The organism is Erythrobacter sp. S158 (genome assembly GCF_057364915.1).
Genome location: NZ_CP200279.1, coordinates 1837912 through 1854609, shown reverse-complemented (window position 1 = coordinate 1854609; position 16698 = coordinate 1837912). Strand labels below are relative to the sequence as shown.

Below are 16698 nucleotides of genomic sequence, written 5' to 3'. Positions count from 1 at the left end.
ATCGACCAGCTTTTTTCAGTTCTGAACGCTCTGTGTAACGCCCGCCTCGTCCGCGCCATTGGCCATCGACAAACGTCTGAATTCACTGGGTGTGGTGCCGGTTTGCTCGCGAAATGCGCGGTTGAATGGGGTCAGCGAATTGTAGCCGAGGTCCATCGCGATCGTGAGGACGGGCAGATCGACGGTTTCCTTGTCCGCGAGCCGCTCTTTCGCCTCTGCAATGCGGTGGCGGTTAAGGAAGGCGGAGAAATTGCGATGGCCGAGCCGCTGGTTGATGAGTGCGCGCAAGCGATGCTCGGGCGTATCAAGCTGCGCGGCGAGGGCAGTGATCGTGAGGCCCGGTTCGCGATAGGCGCCCTCTGCCATGGCGCGCACCAAGTTTTCGTGCAGCACCTTCTCGGTTGGCGACAGGTCGAGCGGTTCGGGCTCGTCCCCGGGCAAATCTTCCTCGCTTTCGATCAGCAGCGCCTCGTTAGGATCGAGCAGCGCCACGCCAGCGAAAAGGGTGAGGATCACGATGAGCACTGAGTTTGCGAGCTGGATCGGCGGATACTCGCCAGATGCGCCGACAATCGTTTCGAAAAGCAGGATTCCTCCGGCCTGCGCTGCGACCAGTAGGGGCAGCCACAGGCGCACCATGCGGCGCTCTTCGACGAGGTCGTCGTTGCGCTCGGCAAGGCCTACCCGCACGAGGTCCGCGATAAGCGCGAGCGCGACGATGTGAAGCATGTAGAAACCGAGCCTGCCGGTGCCGGGTATGAAATTCCCGATGATCCAGCCGACAAGCAGGAGCGCCATGGCTCCCAAAGCGACGCGCCGCTCGGGCTCTGCCTCGAACAGGCGGCGCGCGAAAAGCCAGATCCAGTAGGGCGAAAAGATCGCAAAGAGATCGACCCACGGATCGAGCGGGCCTTCGGCTGTCATCAGCGGCGACGCGTTGAGGAGATAGGCAACAACGCCCACCACCATCGCCACCAGCGGGAACTTGATGTGGTCGCGTATCTCGCTTGCGACCATCTGCGCGATCAGCATCAGCGCGGCGCCAATGGCGATGAGGCGGACGAGATAGTCGAGTTGCTCGATCATGCGAAACTATCTGGGATATTGTCGTCCAGCGCGCCAGTGTTTTGGGCGACCTCGCTAGGGTCTTCGCCGATTTGGCCGTCGCGCACACGCACCAGAGCCTCGTCGAGCGTCACGCGCCGCACCGCCGTGCCTTCCGGGAAGGCCGAGAGCAGGCGTGAGGGGAAGGCGGCGGAGAGGACCACGAAATGGCCCGCATCGTCCTTGTTCCGGATCAGTCGCCCGAACGCCTGGGCGAGCCGCGCGCGGATGATGCGGTCGTCAAACTGGCTGCCAGTCCCGCCATCCTGCGCGGCGGCAGCGCGGCGGGCCTTGTGGAGGATATCGGGGCGCGGCCACGGCACGGCTTCCATCACCACGCAGCGCAAGGATCGGCCGGGCACGTCGACTCCGTCGCGCAGGGCATCGGTGCCAAGCAAGCTTGCGCGCGGATCGTCGCGGAAGATATCGACCAGAGTGCCGGTGTCGATCGGATCGACGTGCTGCGCATAAAGCGGCAGGCCCTCGCGTGCGAGGCGGTCGGCGATGCGGCCGTGCACGGCGCGCATTCGGCGGATCGCGGTGAACAGTCCGAGCACCCCACCGTCCGATGCCTCGATGAGCCTCGCATAGGCTCCCGCAAGGCCGGGAAGGTCGCCCTTGCGCACGTCGGTGACGATCAGCACCTCGGCGCGGCTCGCATAATCGAAGGGACTGTCGGCAGCGGACAGCATCGGAGCGCTCTCGATATGGTTTGCGCCCGAGCGGCGGATGGCGCTCTCCCATGGATCGCCCTCGGTCCCGATGCGGTCGGTCAGGGTTGCGCTGGTCAGCATCACCCCGTGCGAAGGCTCCAGAACGACCCGCGCAAACGGTTTCATCGGGTCGAGCCAGCGGCGATGGATCGCGACATCGAACTCGCGCGCATCCGAGCGGTCGACCGCAAGCCAGTCCACGAATTCCGGATCGGCAGGCCCTCCAAGCCGGTCCAGCAGCGATTCCCACGCAGCCAGCAGATCGACGCGCCATTGTAGCGAGAAGCGCGCCCCCTCGATCCGCGCGCGGCCTGCTCCGTCGAGCCAGTCGGGCGGATCGGCAAGGATCGCCTCTAGCCTGCCGCCCAGGCGGATGAGCGGGGTCCGGATGGCAGCCAGCGCCTCGCCAGCTGCGTTCGCCGCTTCGATCACTTCGCCCGGAAGCCCGCTTGCCTCTGTCTCGATACCGTAGCCTGCCTCCTGCCCGCTTTCATCGCGCGCATAGGTCGCCGTTCGAACAGCGCCGAGCAGGGTTTCGATAGGGCCTGATGGCTCGTTTTCGATCAGGCGTTGCAGCCATCCTTCGCCGGGGAAGGCCTGCGCGGCTTCGCATGCGGCCTCGATCGCTTCGCCGCCTTCGTCGTCATAGCTGGCAACGTCTGCGAGGCGTGCGGAAAGGCCGCGCCTGCGTCCTCGGTTCTTGCGCTCCGGGCCGATGATCCAGCGTCTGAGTTCGATTGCCTCCTGCCCCGAAAGCGTCGCGGCGAAGGTGCTGTCGGCGGCTTCAAAGACGTGATGGCCCTCGTCAAAGATGATGCGGGTGGGACGCTGGGCGTGGTCTCTCCCACGCGCCGCGTTGACCATCACAAGCGCGTGATTGGCGATGACGAGGTCGGCCTGAGCGCTGTCGCGTCCCGCACGCTCGATAAAGCATTTGCGGTAATGCGGGCACCCGGCATAGACGCACTCGCCGCGCTGGTCGGTGAGCGCGGCGATCCCGCGCTTGCGGAAGAGAGTGCCAAGCCAGCCGGGCAGGTCGCCGCCAATCATGTCGCCATCGCGGGTAAAGCTCGCCCAGCGTGCGACAAGCTGTGCAAGGATCGCCGGGCGTCCCGAAAAACCGCCTTGCAGCGCATCTTCGAGGTTGAGCAGGCAAAGGTAATTCTCGCGCCCCTTGCGCACCACCACTGGCGGCGTTCCATCGGGGCGTTTCAGGGGCCAGGCGCGCCTGCTTTCAGAGCGCAGCTGGCGTTGCAGGTTCTTGGTGAAGGTCGAAACCCACACCGTCCCGCCCGATTGTTTGGCCCAGAGCGAGGAGGGCGCGAGATAGCCGAGCGTCTTGCCGATCCCGGTCCCCGCTTGTGCAAGCGCCACATGCGGCAGTTCGCGACGGTCGCGCGGGGCGAATATGCGCGAGACCTCGGTCGAATATTGGCGCTGACCCTCGCGTTTCTCGGACCCTTCACCGGTGAGCGCGTCAAGCTCGCCCAGCACGTCGGCTTCGGGCAGTTCGACCTGCCGCGGGGGAGCGCGCTCGCCCGTCTCCTCCCATTCAGGGAGCGCGGCGAACAGCCACTTCTCGGCGCGCTCGGGACGCTGGATATGCGGTTTCAGGACCTGCGCCCACGGCCAACGCAGCCTTTCAAGCGAGTGGAGCGAACTCCACGCACCGGCGCGCTCGAACCATTCGGGGTCTTCGCAGGCGGCAACCAGCGCGCCAGCCGCCTCTAACAGGAAGCCGGGGACATGCTCATCGCTCTCCGGCTCATCCAGCCCAAGCGCCTGGGCAAGCCCTCGCGGCGTCGGCACGCAGAACCGTGCTGGGTGAACGAAGGCAAACAGCTCCAGCACGTCCAGCCCCGACAGGTCGGGATAGCCCAGCCGGTTCGCGACCAGTGGCGCGTTCAGCAGCAGCACCGGCGTATCGGCCGCCGCCATGATCGCATCGCCCTTCGACAACGCCTCGGTAACGCCGTTTGCGGGGCGCAGCCAATTGCCGCCGTGACTGGCGTGAAGTGCAGGCAAGGGGAGGGGGACAGGCGAAGTCACTGATCCGCCAAGATGGCAACGGCTAAACCAGTTGTAAACGAATGGTCTCAATAGTTCTGTGACTAGCTATCGAAGGGAACCGTCCATGCGCAAAGCTCTTGCCCCGCTCGCTCTGTTGGCAGCGATTGCACCGGCCATCGCGCAGGCACGAGAACCTGTGCAAACGAACGCCTCGGTATCCGAGGCCGACGCACAGCAGGCCGCGAAAATCGCCGCGATCCAGCGCCACGTCGACGCCTATCGCTCCGGCGATCTCGACGCCTTCGTCGCGACCTTCGCCCCCGACGCGATCGTGCGCGCAGACGGTTTTGTCGCCATGGGCCGCGAACAGATCCGCGCCCTGTACGAATTGAATTTCATCCCCGGCGCTCCGACCATCAAAGTGCTTGATAGCGGTGTTAAGGGCGAGAATATCTTTCTTTCGGTCAGCTATGTCTTCGAAAGCGGACAGGAAATGTGCTGTTCGTACTCCGAATACGAAGTCGGAGCGGACGGCAAGATTGCGTTTCTGCAATCCGGCAGCGGGTAGGATAAAGCGGCGACCCGGCGCATGACCGGGCCGCCTGATTTAAGGGATCAGAAGCTCTTCTGCACGCCCACGGTGAGCGTGTAGTCGACCGGCATTTGCGGGCTGTTCAAGTCCTGAACCATCGGAATTCCGCCCTCGATACCAAGGCGCCAACCGCGCAAAGGTCCGGAGGTCGCCGCGAAATTTACGCCGAGAAGTCCGGTTACGCTTTCGCCACCCTGAAAGTCGGGGTTGGCTGTCTGGACAGGCCCCATGATCATCGGGTCGATCCCGTCGACGCGGCCCACGGTTTCGGCCTCTACTCGGGCTGACAAAGCGACTGCTGGCGTGAGCGAGGCTGCAAACCAGGCGGTCGCCATCGCGCGGTCGCCATAGGAGTAGCCCTCGTCATTGTCGCCAAGACGCACTGTGCCGCGCACTTGCGCACCCCAGCCGAACGCGTCGTTCTGGTCGCGGTAAGTGATGCCGGGTTCGAGGTCGAATGTTCCTGATCCCAGCTGCATTGGATAAGGCAGGCGCACCGTTGGCGTTCCGCCCATCGGCGTGACGATGTCGTCGGTTTTGGTATTCGATCCGGTCGGCAGCGACAGGCCAGCATTGATGTGGACCTTGTCGGTCAGCCCGATCAGCGCCGCGACCTTGGTGTCGCCAAAACCCATCGGACTGGTCTCGAACGTGTCGAGCCGGTTGGTGCCCATTCCGCCTGCAAAGGTGATGTGATCCATCTTCTTGGAGATGTAATTCGCCATCACCATAAGCGTCACTTGATCGGTCAGACCGTACATGATGCCCGCCATGTGCATGTCCATTGTCATTTGGGTGGGCACGATGCGGAGCGTTGGCGGCTGGCCCGGATTGCCGAAGAAGCGGTTGGGCACGCTGGTGGCCACCTGTTCGGGAGTGACGTCATCGGTCCCGATCTGGATGCCGCCCATGTCCATGTGCATGAGGCGGTAGCTGACCATCCACTCACCCTCGCCGTGACGGTGGTCGCCCATCACTCCGATAGGCGCGTGGTCAAGCGCGTTGATATGCCCTTCATCGGCAAGGGCAGGGGAGCCTGCGCAAACGCAAGCAGCGGCGGCGAGCGAAGCGCCCGCCTTCAAAAGCGATTTCATTGGATACTCCTGTTGATCTGATTGTTCGGGGGATCAGATCAGCGCAGGTGGTCCCGTTGCGTCGTATGCGGGGAAAGGAGGCCGGGTCGCAAGCGCTCTGATCGGCGCAGGCGAGGGCATTTCGCTTACAGCTTCGCGCGCGGTAAAAACGCTTGGCTCGGGCGGCAACGTAGGCCCACAGGCCGAACAGCACGGCTTGGCGCTTGGGTCATCGCCATGGCCAGAATGGTTGTCCTCGGATTCATCGCCATGGCCCGAATGGTGAGCGTGCTCGCTCGCTTCGACCTCAGATGCCTGAAGGGGGGTCATGCAGCACGGTGCGCCCAGCGTGGTGCGAACCCCGATGGCGAGGAGCAGGACGAACAGAAGAAACGGGCGGGGGCGGTGGGACATTGTCTCATGCCCCCTTTAGTCGCTCCTCGCCGAAGGTCAAAGGTGACTTGCGCTGTCCTACAGCAATCTGGCTTGGTATGCTCCCTGCACGGTCATGCTTACGTCGCGAGCCCTTGCAATCCTCACTGCGGAAAATCGAAAAGTCACACATCCAACACGCCTTATTCGCCCTGAGCCCGCAGGAAACCGGGCTTCGTGCGGGGCTTGCGGTTTTTCCAAAAGGGGCCTTGCGTGGTCCATGTTCCCGCAAGCTTCGGGAACCAAACGCCCGCCTTCGCGCTTGCAACATGGTCGCGCTTGCTTAAAGGCCGCAGCACTATGACAGACGAAACGCTCATCGAAACCGCACGCAATTCCAAGGCATGGCCGTTCCAGGAGGCTCAACGCCTCGCGAAACGGCTGCGTGGCGGGAAGAAAGACGGTGAGCCCGTGCTGTTCGAAACGGGCTATGGCCCGTCGGGCCTGCCGCATATCGGCACCTTTCAGGAGGTGTTGCGCACCTCGCTCGTTCGCCGCGCCTACGAGGCGCTGACGGGTGAGAAGACGCGCCTTGTTGCGTTCAGCGATGACATGGATGGTCTTCGCAAGGTGCCCGAAAATGTACCGAACAAGGAACTGCTGGCTGCCAACCTCGGCAAGCCGCTCTCACGCATTCCGAACCCGTTCGGGACAAGCCACGAGAGCTTTGCCGCGCACAACAACGCCAAGTTGCGCGAGTTCCTTGACCAGTTCGGCTTCGACTACGAGTTCGTAAGCTCGTCTGATCGCTACAACTCGGGCGCGTTCGACGATGCCTTGTGCGGGGTGCTGCGCAACTTCGATGCGATCATGGACATCATGCTCCCGACGCTGGGCGCAGAGCGCCAGCAGACTTACTCGCCGGTGATGCCAGTCAGCCCGACTACCGGCGCGGTGTTGCAGGTGCCGATCGAGGTGGTCGACGCGGACGCCGCCACGATCCGCTTCACCGACGAAGACGGCAGCGTGGTCGAACAAAGCGCCCTTGGCGGCATGTCCAAGTGCCAGTGGAAGGTCGACTGGGCGATGCGCTGGGTCGCGCTTGGCGTCGACTATGAGATGTACGGCAAGGACCTGACCGACAGCGGAGTGCAATCGGGCAAGATTGCGCGCGTGCTGGGCGGCAACAAGCCCGAAGGCCTGATTTACGAGCTGTTCCTCGATGCCAAGGGCGAGAAGATCAGCAAGTCGAAGGGCAATGGCCTCACGATTGACGAGTGGCTGCACTATGGGAGCGAGGAGAGCCTCGGCTTCTACATCTTCGCCAATCCCAAGAGCGCAAAGCAACTGCACGCAGGCGTCATCCCCAAGGCGATCGACGATTACTGGCAGTTCCGCGAACGCCTTGCTGAGCAGCCGCTCGACAAGCAGCTGGGCAATCCGGTGTGGCACCTGCAGCGCGCGAATGAGCGGTTCGAAGGCCCCGATGCACCGGGTGCCGGCGATGCGCTGAGCGTGCCGTACAGCCTGCTGCTCAACCTCGTGAGCGTGCTGGGGCTGGAAGCGACGCCGGAAAACCTCGCAGAATACGTCGCGGCCTATACCGGCAAGCCGGTCGAGGACCCCGCGCTGCTCGGTTTGATCGAGGCGGCGGTGAACTACAACCGCGACTTCGTGGCGCCAACGCTGAAGAAGCGCGCTCCGACAGGCGGCGAGGTGCTGGCGTTGACAGAGCTCGATGCGCAGCTCGCAGCGGCCCCTGAGGATGCGGATGCAGAGGTGCTGCAGACGATGGTCTACGAGATTGGCAAGCGCGCAGAGTTCGGTTTCGAGAACCTGCGCGACTGGTTCCGTGCGCTCTATGAAACGCTGCTTGGTTCAGAGCAGGGGCCGCGCATGGGCAGCTTCATCAAACTCTACGGCATCGCGCCGACGAGGAAGCTGATTGCTGAGGCGTTGGAGCGGGCGTAATCTCGCGCACAGGTTAGGTCGCAGCAAACGGCGCAAAGCGCCGCAAGGGCGACTGCCCGCCCGCAGCGGGTGCGTAGCGAAGCGGAGCACGTCTAGCGAGGACCAAGCCGCGGATGCGGCTTCGCAACGTAAACCACTTTCCTACTTCCACTTACGCGTGCGATACCATTTGGTGATGATGTACTTCGCGCCTTTCAGCACGGGGGTGCCCGCGTGCATCGAGTCCTCGTTGGGAGTGCCGTCGGGAAGCGCGTTGTTCCAGATCAGCAGGACGCCCGGCTTTGGTTCGATCTTGATGCCGATGCGCGTGAAGTGGGTTTCGCCCCCTGCTTCGACGTCATTGAGGAAGGCCATCGTCGTCCAGCTGCGCTGACCTCCGCGTTCGCGTTCGCCCTTCCAGTAGTTTTCGGTCGTGTAGAACCAGTCATTGTGCGGCTTGAACTGCTGCCCCGGAAGATAGCGCTGGCCCTGGATCGCCTCGCCGATCTCTGACGGCAGGCCAAGCAGATCGTCGATGCGCCGCCCGATCCCTTTGACGAAGCTGTCAAAGGGGTCGAGGTCGCCGGAATAGGAGGTGCGAAAGCCGCTGTCATAACCAATCTCGTGCAGCGAAGAGGGCCGCGCGGTTTGATCAACCATCAGGCAAAGCCGCTCGCATTCGGCCATACTCAGAAAGTCGCCGACCGCGTAAAGCTCGGCCATGGGCGTATCGATCTTGTAGACGCCAGGATCGTTGTCGAGGCGCTCGCGAACCTGCTTGCCGACGCGTCGCAGCGCGTCCTGGTCGGGGATGGTGTCGGTCTTGGACATGGCGACCTGCTACGCAAAGGATAGGCAAAAGCAAACCCCCGCCGCTGCAAAGCGACGGGGGCTCAAGCTTGGTTGAATTGCCAAGGCTTACCAGAAGAAGTCGTAGATCACGTCGACCACTTCTCCGGTGTAGATATCGACCAGCACGACGTCATCGTAATAGCGAACCCAGCGATAGGGTCCGTAAACGTCCGGCAGGCGATAGCGCCACGGATCGTTGATGTAATAGCGCGAGCCGAAGAAGCCTGCATCGAGGAAGAACCCGATGTTGAGCCTGTTGTAGAAGTGGCCGCGATACGGAGCGTAGTACCGACCGAGGCGATAAAGGCCGCGGTTGGAGAAGCGGTGCTGGCGCCAGCGGAAACGGCGGTCGTTACGCCAGGAATTGCGGTTCCAGCGGCGGAAGTCGCGGCGACGCTCTGCACGCCGTTCGAAACGCCGGCCGTCCCTCACGCCATTGCGATATCCATCGCGGCGGATCCTACGGGCATCACGCCGGTCAAAGCGACGGTCGAAACGGTCGCCCCTACGGTCACGCCGGTCGAACCGGTCGCCCCGACGGTCACGCCTGTCGAAGCGGTCGCCCCGACGGTCGCGCCTGTCGACGCGATCCCCACGGCGGTCGCGCCGGTCGAAACGGTCACCCCGGCGGTCTGCGCGCCGGTCGGCACGCCTATCAGCACGCCGGTCGGCACGGCCATCGAACTGGCCACCGCGGCCATTGCGGATGCGGTCTCCGCGACGATCGCTGCGCCTATCGATCCGGTCAGCGCGGCGGTCTCCGCGACGCTCGATCCGGTCGGCACGGCGATCACCGCGCCGCTCGATCTGGTCCGCCCGGCGATCACCGCGACGGTCGATCCGTTCGGCGCGCCGTTCGCTGCGGCGGTCTACTCGGTTCGCTGCCCGCTCGTTACCGCGACGCTGAAAGCGCCTCGCCTCGCGGTCGCCACGCCGTTCGACGCGGTCTGCACGCCTCTCGGAACGACGATCGACGCTGCCAGCGCGCCGCTCAGAGCGGCGGTCGACGCGGTCTGCGCGACGTTCGGAGCGGCGGTCGACTTGCTGCGCACGGCGATCACCGCGGCGCTCGGCACGCTGCGCACGCTGTCGTGCGACGGGCCGCGCATCGGGTTCAGCCGAGCGCGCGCCACGGCGTTCAAAACCGCGGTCTTGACGCTGGCCACGGCGTTCGCCGCGCGCCTGACGTCGCTCTCCGCGTCGCTGAGCTCGTCGTTCTGCGCGTCGGTCCTGACGCGATTGCTCGAACGAAGACGATGCCTCCGCCGAACTGGTTGCCGCCTGAGCGGTCTCGGGGGGTGCGACCAATGCCAACGCCAAGGCGAGGGCCGAAAGCGCACTACCCTTAAGGAACAGGGTAATATCCATGAAATGCCTCCAGTGTTGCCGCCCACCACCTACGGCGCTTGATACCCTTCGTAATGAAGTGATGTGAGCGGTCTAGGCCTCGGTCGCTGACTTCAACCTTAACCGGGTGTTTAGGGCTCTATTCATGTTTCTCGATCATTTCCTGAATGACTTGACCATACCCGCCGATGCTCCGATGGCACGGCGCATGTTCGATGATCTCGACGAAGTGCGAAGCGATCTTGCAAGGCGCCTGACCCGCGCTGCCAAGGACCGTCGTTCGCCGATGCACGTACCTGCGGTTGTCACCAGCGACGTCGATGCGCGTACGATGGTTTTGCGCGCTTTCGACCCCAAAGCCTGGACCCTGCGTTTCCACACCGACACCCGCGCGCCCAAAGTCGATGCGATCAAGGCCGACCCGCGCATGGCGGTGCTGTTCTACGACAAGAGCGCCAAGATACAGATCCGCGTACGCGGCACGGGCGAGGTGCTGGAGCAGGACGCCCTGACCGACATCGCGTGGTCGAACAGCACCAACTTCGCGCGCCGCTGTTACCTTGGCGATGGACCGGGAGCGGTCAGCGATGCGCCCACGTCGGGCCTTCCCGAGCGGTTCGAAGGAGTCGAGCCGACAGATGACGAGGTCGCGCCGGGCCGACCCAATTTCGCGGTGCTGCGCATCACGCTGGAGGAGCTCGACTGGTTCTACCTCGCCCATACCGGGCATGTGCGTGCTCAATTCGAGCGCAGTGGCGATCAATGGGAAGGGCGCTGGGTCTCGCCCTGAGACCGCGCTCAGGCGGCCTTGCTGTCTTTCGCAGGTGAAGGTTCGGGCGCGGGGAGCAGTTTGATCTCCTCCCATTCGCCAGCGGTCATGACACTGTCCTCGCCCGCTGCTTGAGCCGCCGCGAGAGCGACCTCGGCCCGTTGGCGCGCTTCCTCTTCGCTCTCGCCCGGCTGGCGCGCTGCGACACCGAAACTCGCACTCACCCGCATATCCGCGCCCATGCCAGGCATCGGCATTTGCGCCAGCGTGTCGAGCAGCCTGCGGGCAATTGCGCCTGCTTCGACCTCGCTCACATCGTCGGTGTGGATCTCGAGCGTGTCGGGATCGTCGCTGACCGTTCTCACCGCGTCTTCGCTGCGAACACCGGCGCGCATCACCTGCGCAACCTGAGCGATCGCAGCCGAACGCGTCTCCAGCCCCCAAAGCTGGCCGACCTGCGGCAGATGGTCGACCCGAGCGCGCAGCACTGCTCCTGAGCGACCGGCGAAGCTGCGCCGATCGGCCGCCTTGTCCATTTCCTCGCCAAGACTGTCTTTGGTGAAGAGCCCCTGTAGTGCGTTGGTCGAAGGGCGCGTGCGGGCACGAAGCCACTGGGACACCAGCACAAGCAAGGCCCCCGCGACAACCCCCGTTGCCAGCGTTAGCGCCGGATTGGCCGATAATGCGAGCGCGACCTCTTGCATCGATGCTGCCCCTGTTTGCCTCGATTAAACAGGGGTGTGCCCGATCTGTAGTTAAGGCGGAGTAAAGCAGGCTGGACTGGCGGGTTTTGCGGGCGGGTGTGACGCGCAAGGGGGCGTTTGGGAAATACGCGTTTTCGGCGAAAATGGCGCAATCAGAGGGGTTTGCGGGAGAAATGGCTGTAGGAAGTGTGACTTTCCGATTTTCGCAGGCGACAAGCGCTTTCGAGCGGCGTTGTACGACGCTCAGCGAGGCCATAGCGAAACTTGTGGGGCGAGAGTTAACGGAAATCGGCACAACGCCGAGACGCTATCACCCGCATTCGAAGTAGGAAAATGCGGGCGCTAGACGTCTTCACCCGGAGTGATCTTTGACATCACGCGCTGCAAGGTGCGGTAAATCATCACCACGGTCGCTGCGATCAGCGCGACCATCAGCACGCTGCCTGCAAACAAAACGTCGTATAGGATCGTGTACCACCTGTCTGGAAGCTCTTCGAATTCGCCGATCGGCAGGACGAAGGCGAGCAGCACGACAAGGCTCATCATCAGGGCAGAAGTGGCGAGCTTTGCCACGAGATCGACGTTGAGAAACGCCTCCCTGTCGAATTCCTTCTCCATTCGGTTGATCATGCCGATGAGCGTGAGCATCAGCGCCAGCACCGTCGCCGATGCGGTCGCGATGGCCGAGCCCAGATAAAGCCCCGCCCGGCTCAGCGCCTCGAGCAATTGCCGTGCCTCGGCAGCCGAATAGACATCCCCAATCGCAATCCGCGCGCCGTATCCGACGAGGCAGATGAAGACAAACGCGGCCAGCGGCCAGATGCGGTTCTTGTTGAGCATCGATTCCCTCTCATTCGTTAGTTGCAACAAACGAAAGGGTCAGGGCGTTCCGGATTGGGGGGTGCAGCTGTGTGCGCGCCGACACCGAGCAACGTCACCCCCGGCTTGACCCGGGGTGACGCTTTACTTCAACCCACTGAAATGGATCGCGAAAGAAAAGGCGGCTGGGTCTACATAATGGCAGACCGGTACCGTGGGACGATGTATGTGGGAGTGACGGCAGACCTGCCTGCGCGGATCACACAGCATCGCGAAGGTACAGGCTCTGACTTTTGCGCGCGGTATGGTCTGAGGCGTCTGGTCTGGGCCGAGCGCCTCGACACAATTGAAGATGCCATCGCATCCGAAAAGCGCCTCAAACGCTGGCGGCGCGAATGGAAGTTCGAGCTTGTCGAGAAAGCTAACCCCGACTGGAGCGACCTGTTCAACCAATTGACGTAAGGCCAGCGCCCCAAGTCACCCGGCCCCTACTCCGTCATGCCGGGCCTGATCCGGCATCCCGCTTACTTCTGACGTTGAGCAACCCCGCAAGAAGCGGGACCCCGGATCAAGTCCGGGGTGACGACAATGTGGCCAATCGGTCTGAAAGCCGATCGCTCAATTGTTTAAGACCTTCTTCGTTGGCTAAATACTTAAGATACCGATGGTGGCGAAGATCAAAAGGTACATCATCCTCATGTTGTGCAATCGGAACGACATGTTTGCCTAAAGCGTGTGCGATACCGCACTCGTAGAACACGTTCGGGTTTTTCCCGGTGAAGTCACACACCACAATTGCTGAGCGAAAAATGAGGCTAAAAATGTCTTGGATCACTGTGGAGTGTTCCCAGAGATCGTCAACCCGCGCAGTAAGCAAACCTTGCCTTGTCGCGCCTCCCTTAATGGCGTCGTAAACAGGCATCATCGATGCATCGAATGGCATCATCACCGACACTAGACGCGTGTCGACCTCCACATCTGGAATGGCGAATACAGTGGGAGAGAAAACGATCTTTCGCTCGCCAATCGCGCTTGAAATATTCTCGCCCAAATCATCGAAGGTCTGCTGCAAGTAGTTTTCCACCTCAAAAAAGTTTTTCGGATCCCTACTGACGATCTTTATCAATACGTCAAGAACACACCCTTCGTAGTCTTCGTCACCGAAATGGAGTGCCCTTAGCAGACGAGGATGGCTCTGGATGGCGTCGAGCGCCCCGGTTAGCGTTCCGAGCTCCAACCAGTGGCTGCTATCAAACCGCTCAGCGACTTGTCGCTTTAAAGGCAGTAAGGCCTTCGCGGTGTCCGGAGCTAGTGTCATTTATGATCACCTAGTCAGCTTCTTATAAGCCAACCGCGTAGGCCGATCCGCAGCATCGCCCAGACGACGCCGCTTGTCTTCCTCATACGCCTCGAAGTTGCCCTCGAACCACTCGACGTGGCTGTTGCCCTCGAACGCCAGGATGTGCGTCGCAAGGCGGTCGAGGAAGAAGCGGTCGTGCGAGATGACCACGGCGCAGCCGGCGAAGTTTTCAATGGCTTCTTCAAGCGCGCCGAGCGTTTCGACGTCGAGGTCGTTGGTCGGCTCGTCCAGCAGGAGGACGTTGCCGCCTTGTTTGAGCATCTTGGCCATGTGGACGCGGTTGCGTTCGCCGCCTGAGAGCTTGCCGACATTCTTCTGCTGGTCGGCGCCCTTGAAGTTGAACGCGCCCACGTAAGCGCGGGTCGAGGTGTCGTGGCCGTTGACCTGCATGTAGTCGAGCCCGTCGGAAATCTCTTCCCAGACATTGTTCTTCGGATTGAGGTCGTCGCGCGACTGGTCGACATAGCCGAGGTGCACGGTGTCGCCGATCTCGATCGTGCCGCTGTCGGGCGTTTCCTGGCCGGTGATCATGCGGAACAGCGTCGATTTACCCGCGCCGTTAGGACCGATCACGCCGACAATGCCGCCCGGAGGCAGCATGAAAGACAGGTTTTCAAAGAGCAGCTTGTCGCCATAGGCTTTCGAGATGTTCTTGGCCTCGATCACCTTGCCGCCAAGACGCTCTGGCACCTGAATGACGATCTGCGCCTTGCCGGGCTTGCGGTCGCCCTGCGCGTCCTGAAGCTGTTCGAACTTGCGGATACGCGCCTTCGACTTGGTCTGGCGCGCAGCTGGCGTCTGCCTGATCCATTCGAGTTCGCGGTTGAGCGACTTCTGACGCCCGCTTTCCTCGCGCGCTTCCTGTTCGAGGCGCTTGGCTTTCTTCTCGAGATAGGTCGAATAGTTGCCTTCGTACGGGAAGTAGGAGCCGCGATCGAGTTCGAGGATCCATTCCACCACGTTGTCGAGGAAGTAGCGATCGTGGGTGATCATCAGCACCGCGCCCGCATATTCCTTGAGGTGATTTTCAAGCCACTCGACGCTTTCTGCATCGAGGTGGTTGGTCGGCTCGTCCAGCAGCAGGATTGAGGGCTTCTGGATCAGCAGACGCGTAAGCGCGACGCGGCGCTTTTCCCCGCCCGAGAGGTTTTCGACCGAAGCGTCCGAAGGCGGGCAGCGAAGCGCTTCCATCGCGATTTCGAGCTGGTTGTCGAGTGTCCACCCGTCAACAGCGTCGATCTTGGTCTGAAGTTCGGCCATTTCGTCGCCCAGCGCGTCGAAATCGGCGTCGGGTTCAGCCATCTGCGCAGAAACGGCGTTGAAACGCTCGACCAGTTCAGCGGTCTCGCGCGCGCCGTCACGTACGTTTTCGAGCACGGTTTTCGAAGGGTCAAGCTCCGGTTCCTGCGGGAGATAGCCGACGGTGATGTTCTCACCGGCCCATGCTTCGCCCGAGAAATCGGTGTCGATGCCAGCCATGATCTTCATCAGCGTCGACTTGCCCGCGCCATTGGGGCCGACAATGCCGATCTTCGCGCCCTGATAGAACTGAAGATTGATATTCGAGAGCACCGGCTTGTTGGCACCGGGGAAGCTCTTGGTCATGCCTTTCATGACAAAGGCGTATTGCGCGGCCATGGGGGTCGTCCTTCGTAAAACGTGTCTGGGTGTGCTGGATTTGACTGCGCAGATAGGCGCGCAAGAGCGGCGGGGCAAGCGCGCGATACGAAGGCGGCGCTTCACCGCCTGTTTACCCACCTTGCTTAGGCGGCGGCAATCGAAGGAGTTGCAACCCCCTTGCAATATATCGCGATCGTTATTCCGGTCCTCGCAGGACTATTTGCGCTGGCTTTCGGCGCCATGTGGCTGCGTGGCGGCCGCAAGCGGAGCGTGCTCGCCTTTTTCGTCGGCTATCTCTCGCTGTCGCTTTGCTACGCGCTGAATTTGCTTCCCTTTTCGATGAGCTCTCTCGTCATCGGTCCGCTTGCCCATGTGATTGCGTGTGTGGGAGTGATCGCGCTCGCGATGGGTGCGGGGATGCGGCTGGGAATACGCATGCCGATCGGCGTCATGGCCAGCATCGCGGTGCTGTCGACCGGGCTGTTGGCAGAAGCGATCCTGCTGGCCGATGCCAACGCAATCGTGATCGTGCAGAATGGCGGCTCTGCGCTGCTTTTCACGATGGCGGCGACGGTGCTGTGGACTGCTCAGCCGGCGAAATGGCTCGACAAGGCGGTTATCTGGACGATGGCAATGATGACGGCGGTTGGCTTTCTGCGACCGGTCATCGCGCTGATGGCGGAAGGCGATCTCACCGGGCTGATTTCGCGAACCTCGGAATTCCACGCGGTGCAGGTGATTGCGATGACAGTCCTGCCCGTGGTGCTCGGCATGATCCTGCTCGCCCTTGTCGTGACCGATGAGTGGGAGGACCAGATTGCGAGCGGCAGGATCGATGCGCTGACCGGACTGCCTAACCGCGCGGCGTTCGAGGAACAGGTCGATGAGCTTCTGGCCCGTGCGCGAGAGGAGCGCATTCCGGTAAGCCTGCTGGTCGGCGACATCGACTATTTCAAACAGGTCAACGACACCTGGGGGCACAGCGTTGGCGACAAGGTCATCTCGTCATTCGGCGACATCATGGCTCGCAAGATCAGGCCCGGCGACGTGGCAGGCCGGATCGGCGGCGAGGAGTTCTGTGTGCTTGTCTGGAATTGCCATGAACAAGGCGCTGTCTCGCTTGCCGAGCGTCTTCGCCTGAGCTTCGCGAGCGAGGCGATCGAAGGCCTGCCGACTAGCGAGAGTTTCACCGCCAGCTTCGGCATCGCTGAATGGCAGCGCGGCGAGGATTACGCGCAATGCTTCAGGCGGGCCGACGAGGCGCTTTATGCAGCAAAGCGCTCCGGCCGAAACCGGGTAGAAAGCGCCTCGGGCGGTTCCAGCGTCACCGAGGCAAGCGCCGAAGACAATGCAGACCCCTCCACAAGGCAGTCGCGCGTCGTGCCCTTGCGCAAGTTCAAGTAAACCCCGTTG

At 62.4% G+C, this 16698-nt stretch carries 15 protein-coding genes; 5 read left to right on the top strand and 10 right to left on the bottom strand.

Translation table 11 applies throughout. The features are described from left to right. Positions 1–15: 15 nt before the first annotated feature. Together AC0V6T_RS09125 and AC0V6T_RS09120 are read right to left on the bottom strand one after the other, a co-directional pair. Positions 16–1086, bottom strand: a complete 1071-nt coding sequence (locus AC0V6T_RS09125) for an AraC family transcriptional regulator (protein ID WP_486126218.1) — start codon at positions 1084–1086, stop codon at positions 16–18. After that, positions 1083–3755 carry an ATP-dependent DNA helicase gene (locus AC0V6T_RS09120; RefSeq protein ID WP_486128548.1) on the bottom strand — a complete coding sequence of 891 codons (2673 nt, stop codon included), beginning with the start codon at positions 3753–3755 and terminating at the stop codon, positions 1083–1085. The genes AC0V6T_RS09125 and AC0V6T_RS09120 overlap by 4 nt, the downstream gene beginning before the upstream one ends. A 196-nt stretch (positions 3756–3951) precedes the next feature. On the opposite strand from AC0V6T_RS09120, the gene AC0V6T_RS09115 reads away from it, so the two are divergent. Continuing rightward, positions 3952–4395, top strand: a complete 444-nt coding sequence (locus AC0V6T_RS09115; RefSeq protein WP_486126216.1) for a nuclear transport factor 2 family protein — start codon at positions 3952–3954, stop codon at positions 4393–4395. 47 nt (positions 4396–4442) lie between these two features. Here AC0V6T_RS09115 and AC0V6T_RS09110 read toward each other — a convergent pair whose 3' ends face one another. Further along, a complete protein-coding gene (locus tag AC0V6T_RS09110) occupies positions 4443–5513 on the bottom strand; it encodes a transporter family protein (protein ID WP_486126214.1) in 1071 nt (356 codons plus the stop codon). A 33-nt stretch (positions 5514–5546) separates the two neighbouring features. Further along, on the bottom strand, positions 5547–5906 hold the full coding sequence (locus tag AC0V6T_RS09105; protein ID WP_486126212.1) for a hypothetical protein: 360 nt from the start codon (positions 5904–5906) through the stop codon (positions 5547–5549). Positions 5907–6224: 318 nt separating this feature from the next. Between AC0V6T_RS09105 and AC0V6T_RS09100 the strand changes: the two genes are divergently transcribed. After that, positions 6225–7835, top strand: coding sequence for a lysine--tRNA ligase (locus tag AC0V6T_RS09100; RefSeq protein ID WP_486126210.1), 1611 nt, complete (start codon positions 6225–6227; stop codon positions 7833–7835). Positions 7836–7976: 141 nt separating this feature from the next. Here the strand turns inward: AC0V6T_RS09100 and AC0V6T_RS09095 are convergent, their stop codons facing one another. Beyond that, positions 7977–8645, bottom strand: coding sequence for a prolyl hydroxylase family protein (locus AC0V6T_RS09095; protein WP_486126208.1), 669 nt, complete (start codon positions 8643–8645; stop codon positions 7977–7979). Between the two features lie 87 nt (positions 8646–8732). Then, complete coding sequence (locus AC0V6T_RS09090) at positions 8733–10034, bottom strand: RcnB family protein (RefSeq protein ID WP_486126206.1); 1302 nt, start codon at positions 10032–10034, stop codon at positions 8733–8735. Positions 10035–10158: 124 nt separating this feature from the next. Between AC0V6T_RS09090 and AC0V6T_RS09085 the strand changes: the two genes are divergently transcribed. After that, positions 10159–10803 (top strand): pyridoxamine 5'-phosphate oxidase family protein, encoded by a 645-nt coding sequence (locus tag AC0V6T_RS09085; protein ID WP_486126204.1) that lies wholly within the window; start codon positions 10159–10161, stop codon positions 10801–10803. A gap of 8 nt (positions 10804–10811) precedes the next feature. Here the strand turns inward: AC0V6T_RS09085 and AC0V6T_RS09080 are convergent, their stop codons facing one another. Together AC0V6T_RS09080 and AC0V6T_RS09075 are read right to left on the bottom strand one after the other, a co-directional pair. Continuing rightward, the gene (locus AC0V6T_RS09080; RefSeq protein WP_486126202.1) at positions 10812–11486 is read right to left on the bottom strand and encodes a GGDEF domain-containing protein; all 675 of its coding nucleotides are present in this window, start codon (positions 11484–11486) and stop codon (positions 10812–10814) included. A 342-nt stretch (positions 11487–11828) separates the two neighbouring features. Further along, positions 11829–12326, bottom strand: coding sequence for a hypothetical protein (locus AC0V6T_RS09075; RefSeq protein ID WP_486126201.1), 498 nt, complete (start codon positions 12324–12326; stop codon positions 11829–11831). 141 nt (positions 12327–12467) lie between these two features. On the opposite strand from AC0V6T_RS09075, the gene AC0V6T_RS09070 reads away from it, so the two are divergent. Continuing rightward, the gene (locus AC0V6T_RS09070) at positions 12468–12767 is read left to right on the top strand and encodes a GIY-YIG nuclease family protein (RefSeq protein ID WP_486126199.1); all 300 of its coding nucleotides are present in this window, start codon (positions 12468–12470) and stop codon (positions 12765–12767) included. A gap of 106 nt (positions 12768–12873) precedes the next feature. On the opposite strand, the gene AC0V6T_RS09065 is transcribed toward AC0V6T_RS09070, so the two are convergent. Further along, on the bottom strand, positions 12874–13623 hold the full coding sequence (locus AC0V6T_RS09065; RefSeq protein ID WP_486126197.1) for a hypothetical protein: 750 nt from the start codon (positions 13621–13623) through the stop codon (positions 12874–12876). A 6-nt stretch (positions 13624–13629) separates the two neighbouring features. Beyond that, complete coding sequence (gene ettA / locus AC0V6T_RS09060; protein WP_486126195.1) at positions 13630–15303, bottom strand: energy-dependent translational throttle protein EttA; 1674 nt, start codon at positions 15301–15303, stop codon at positions 13630–13632. Positions 15304–15462: 159 nt separating this feature from the next. On the opposite strand from ettA, the gene AC0V6T_RS09055 reads away from it, so the two are divergent. After that, entirely contained in the window at positions 15463–16689 is a 1227-nt protein-coding gene (locus AC0V6T_RS09055) for a GGDEF domain-containing protein (protein ID WP_486126193.1), read from the top strand. Positions 16690–16698: the final 9 nt, after the last annotated feature.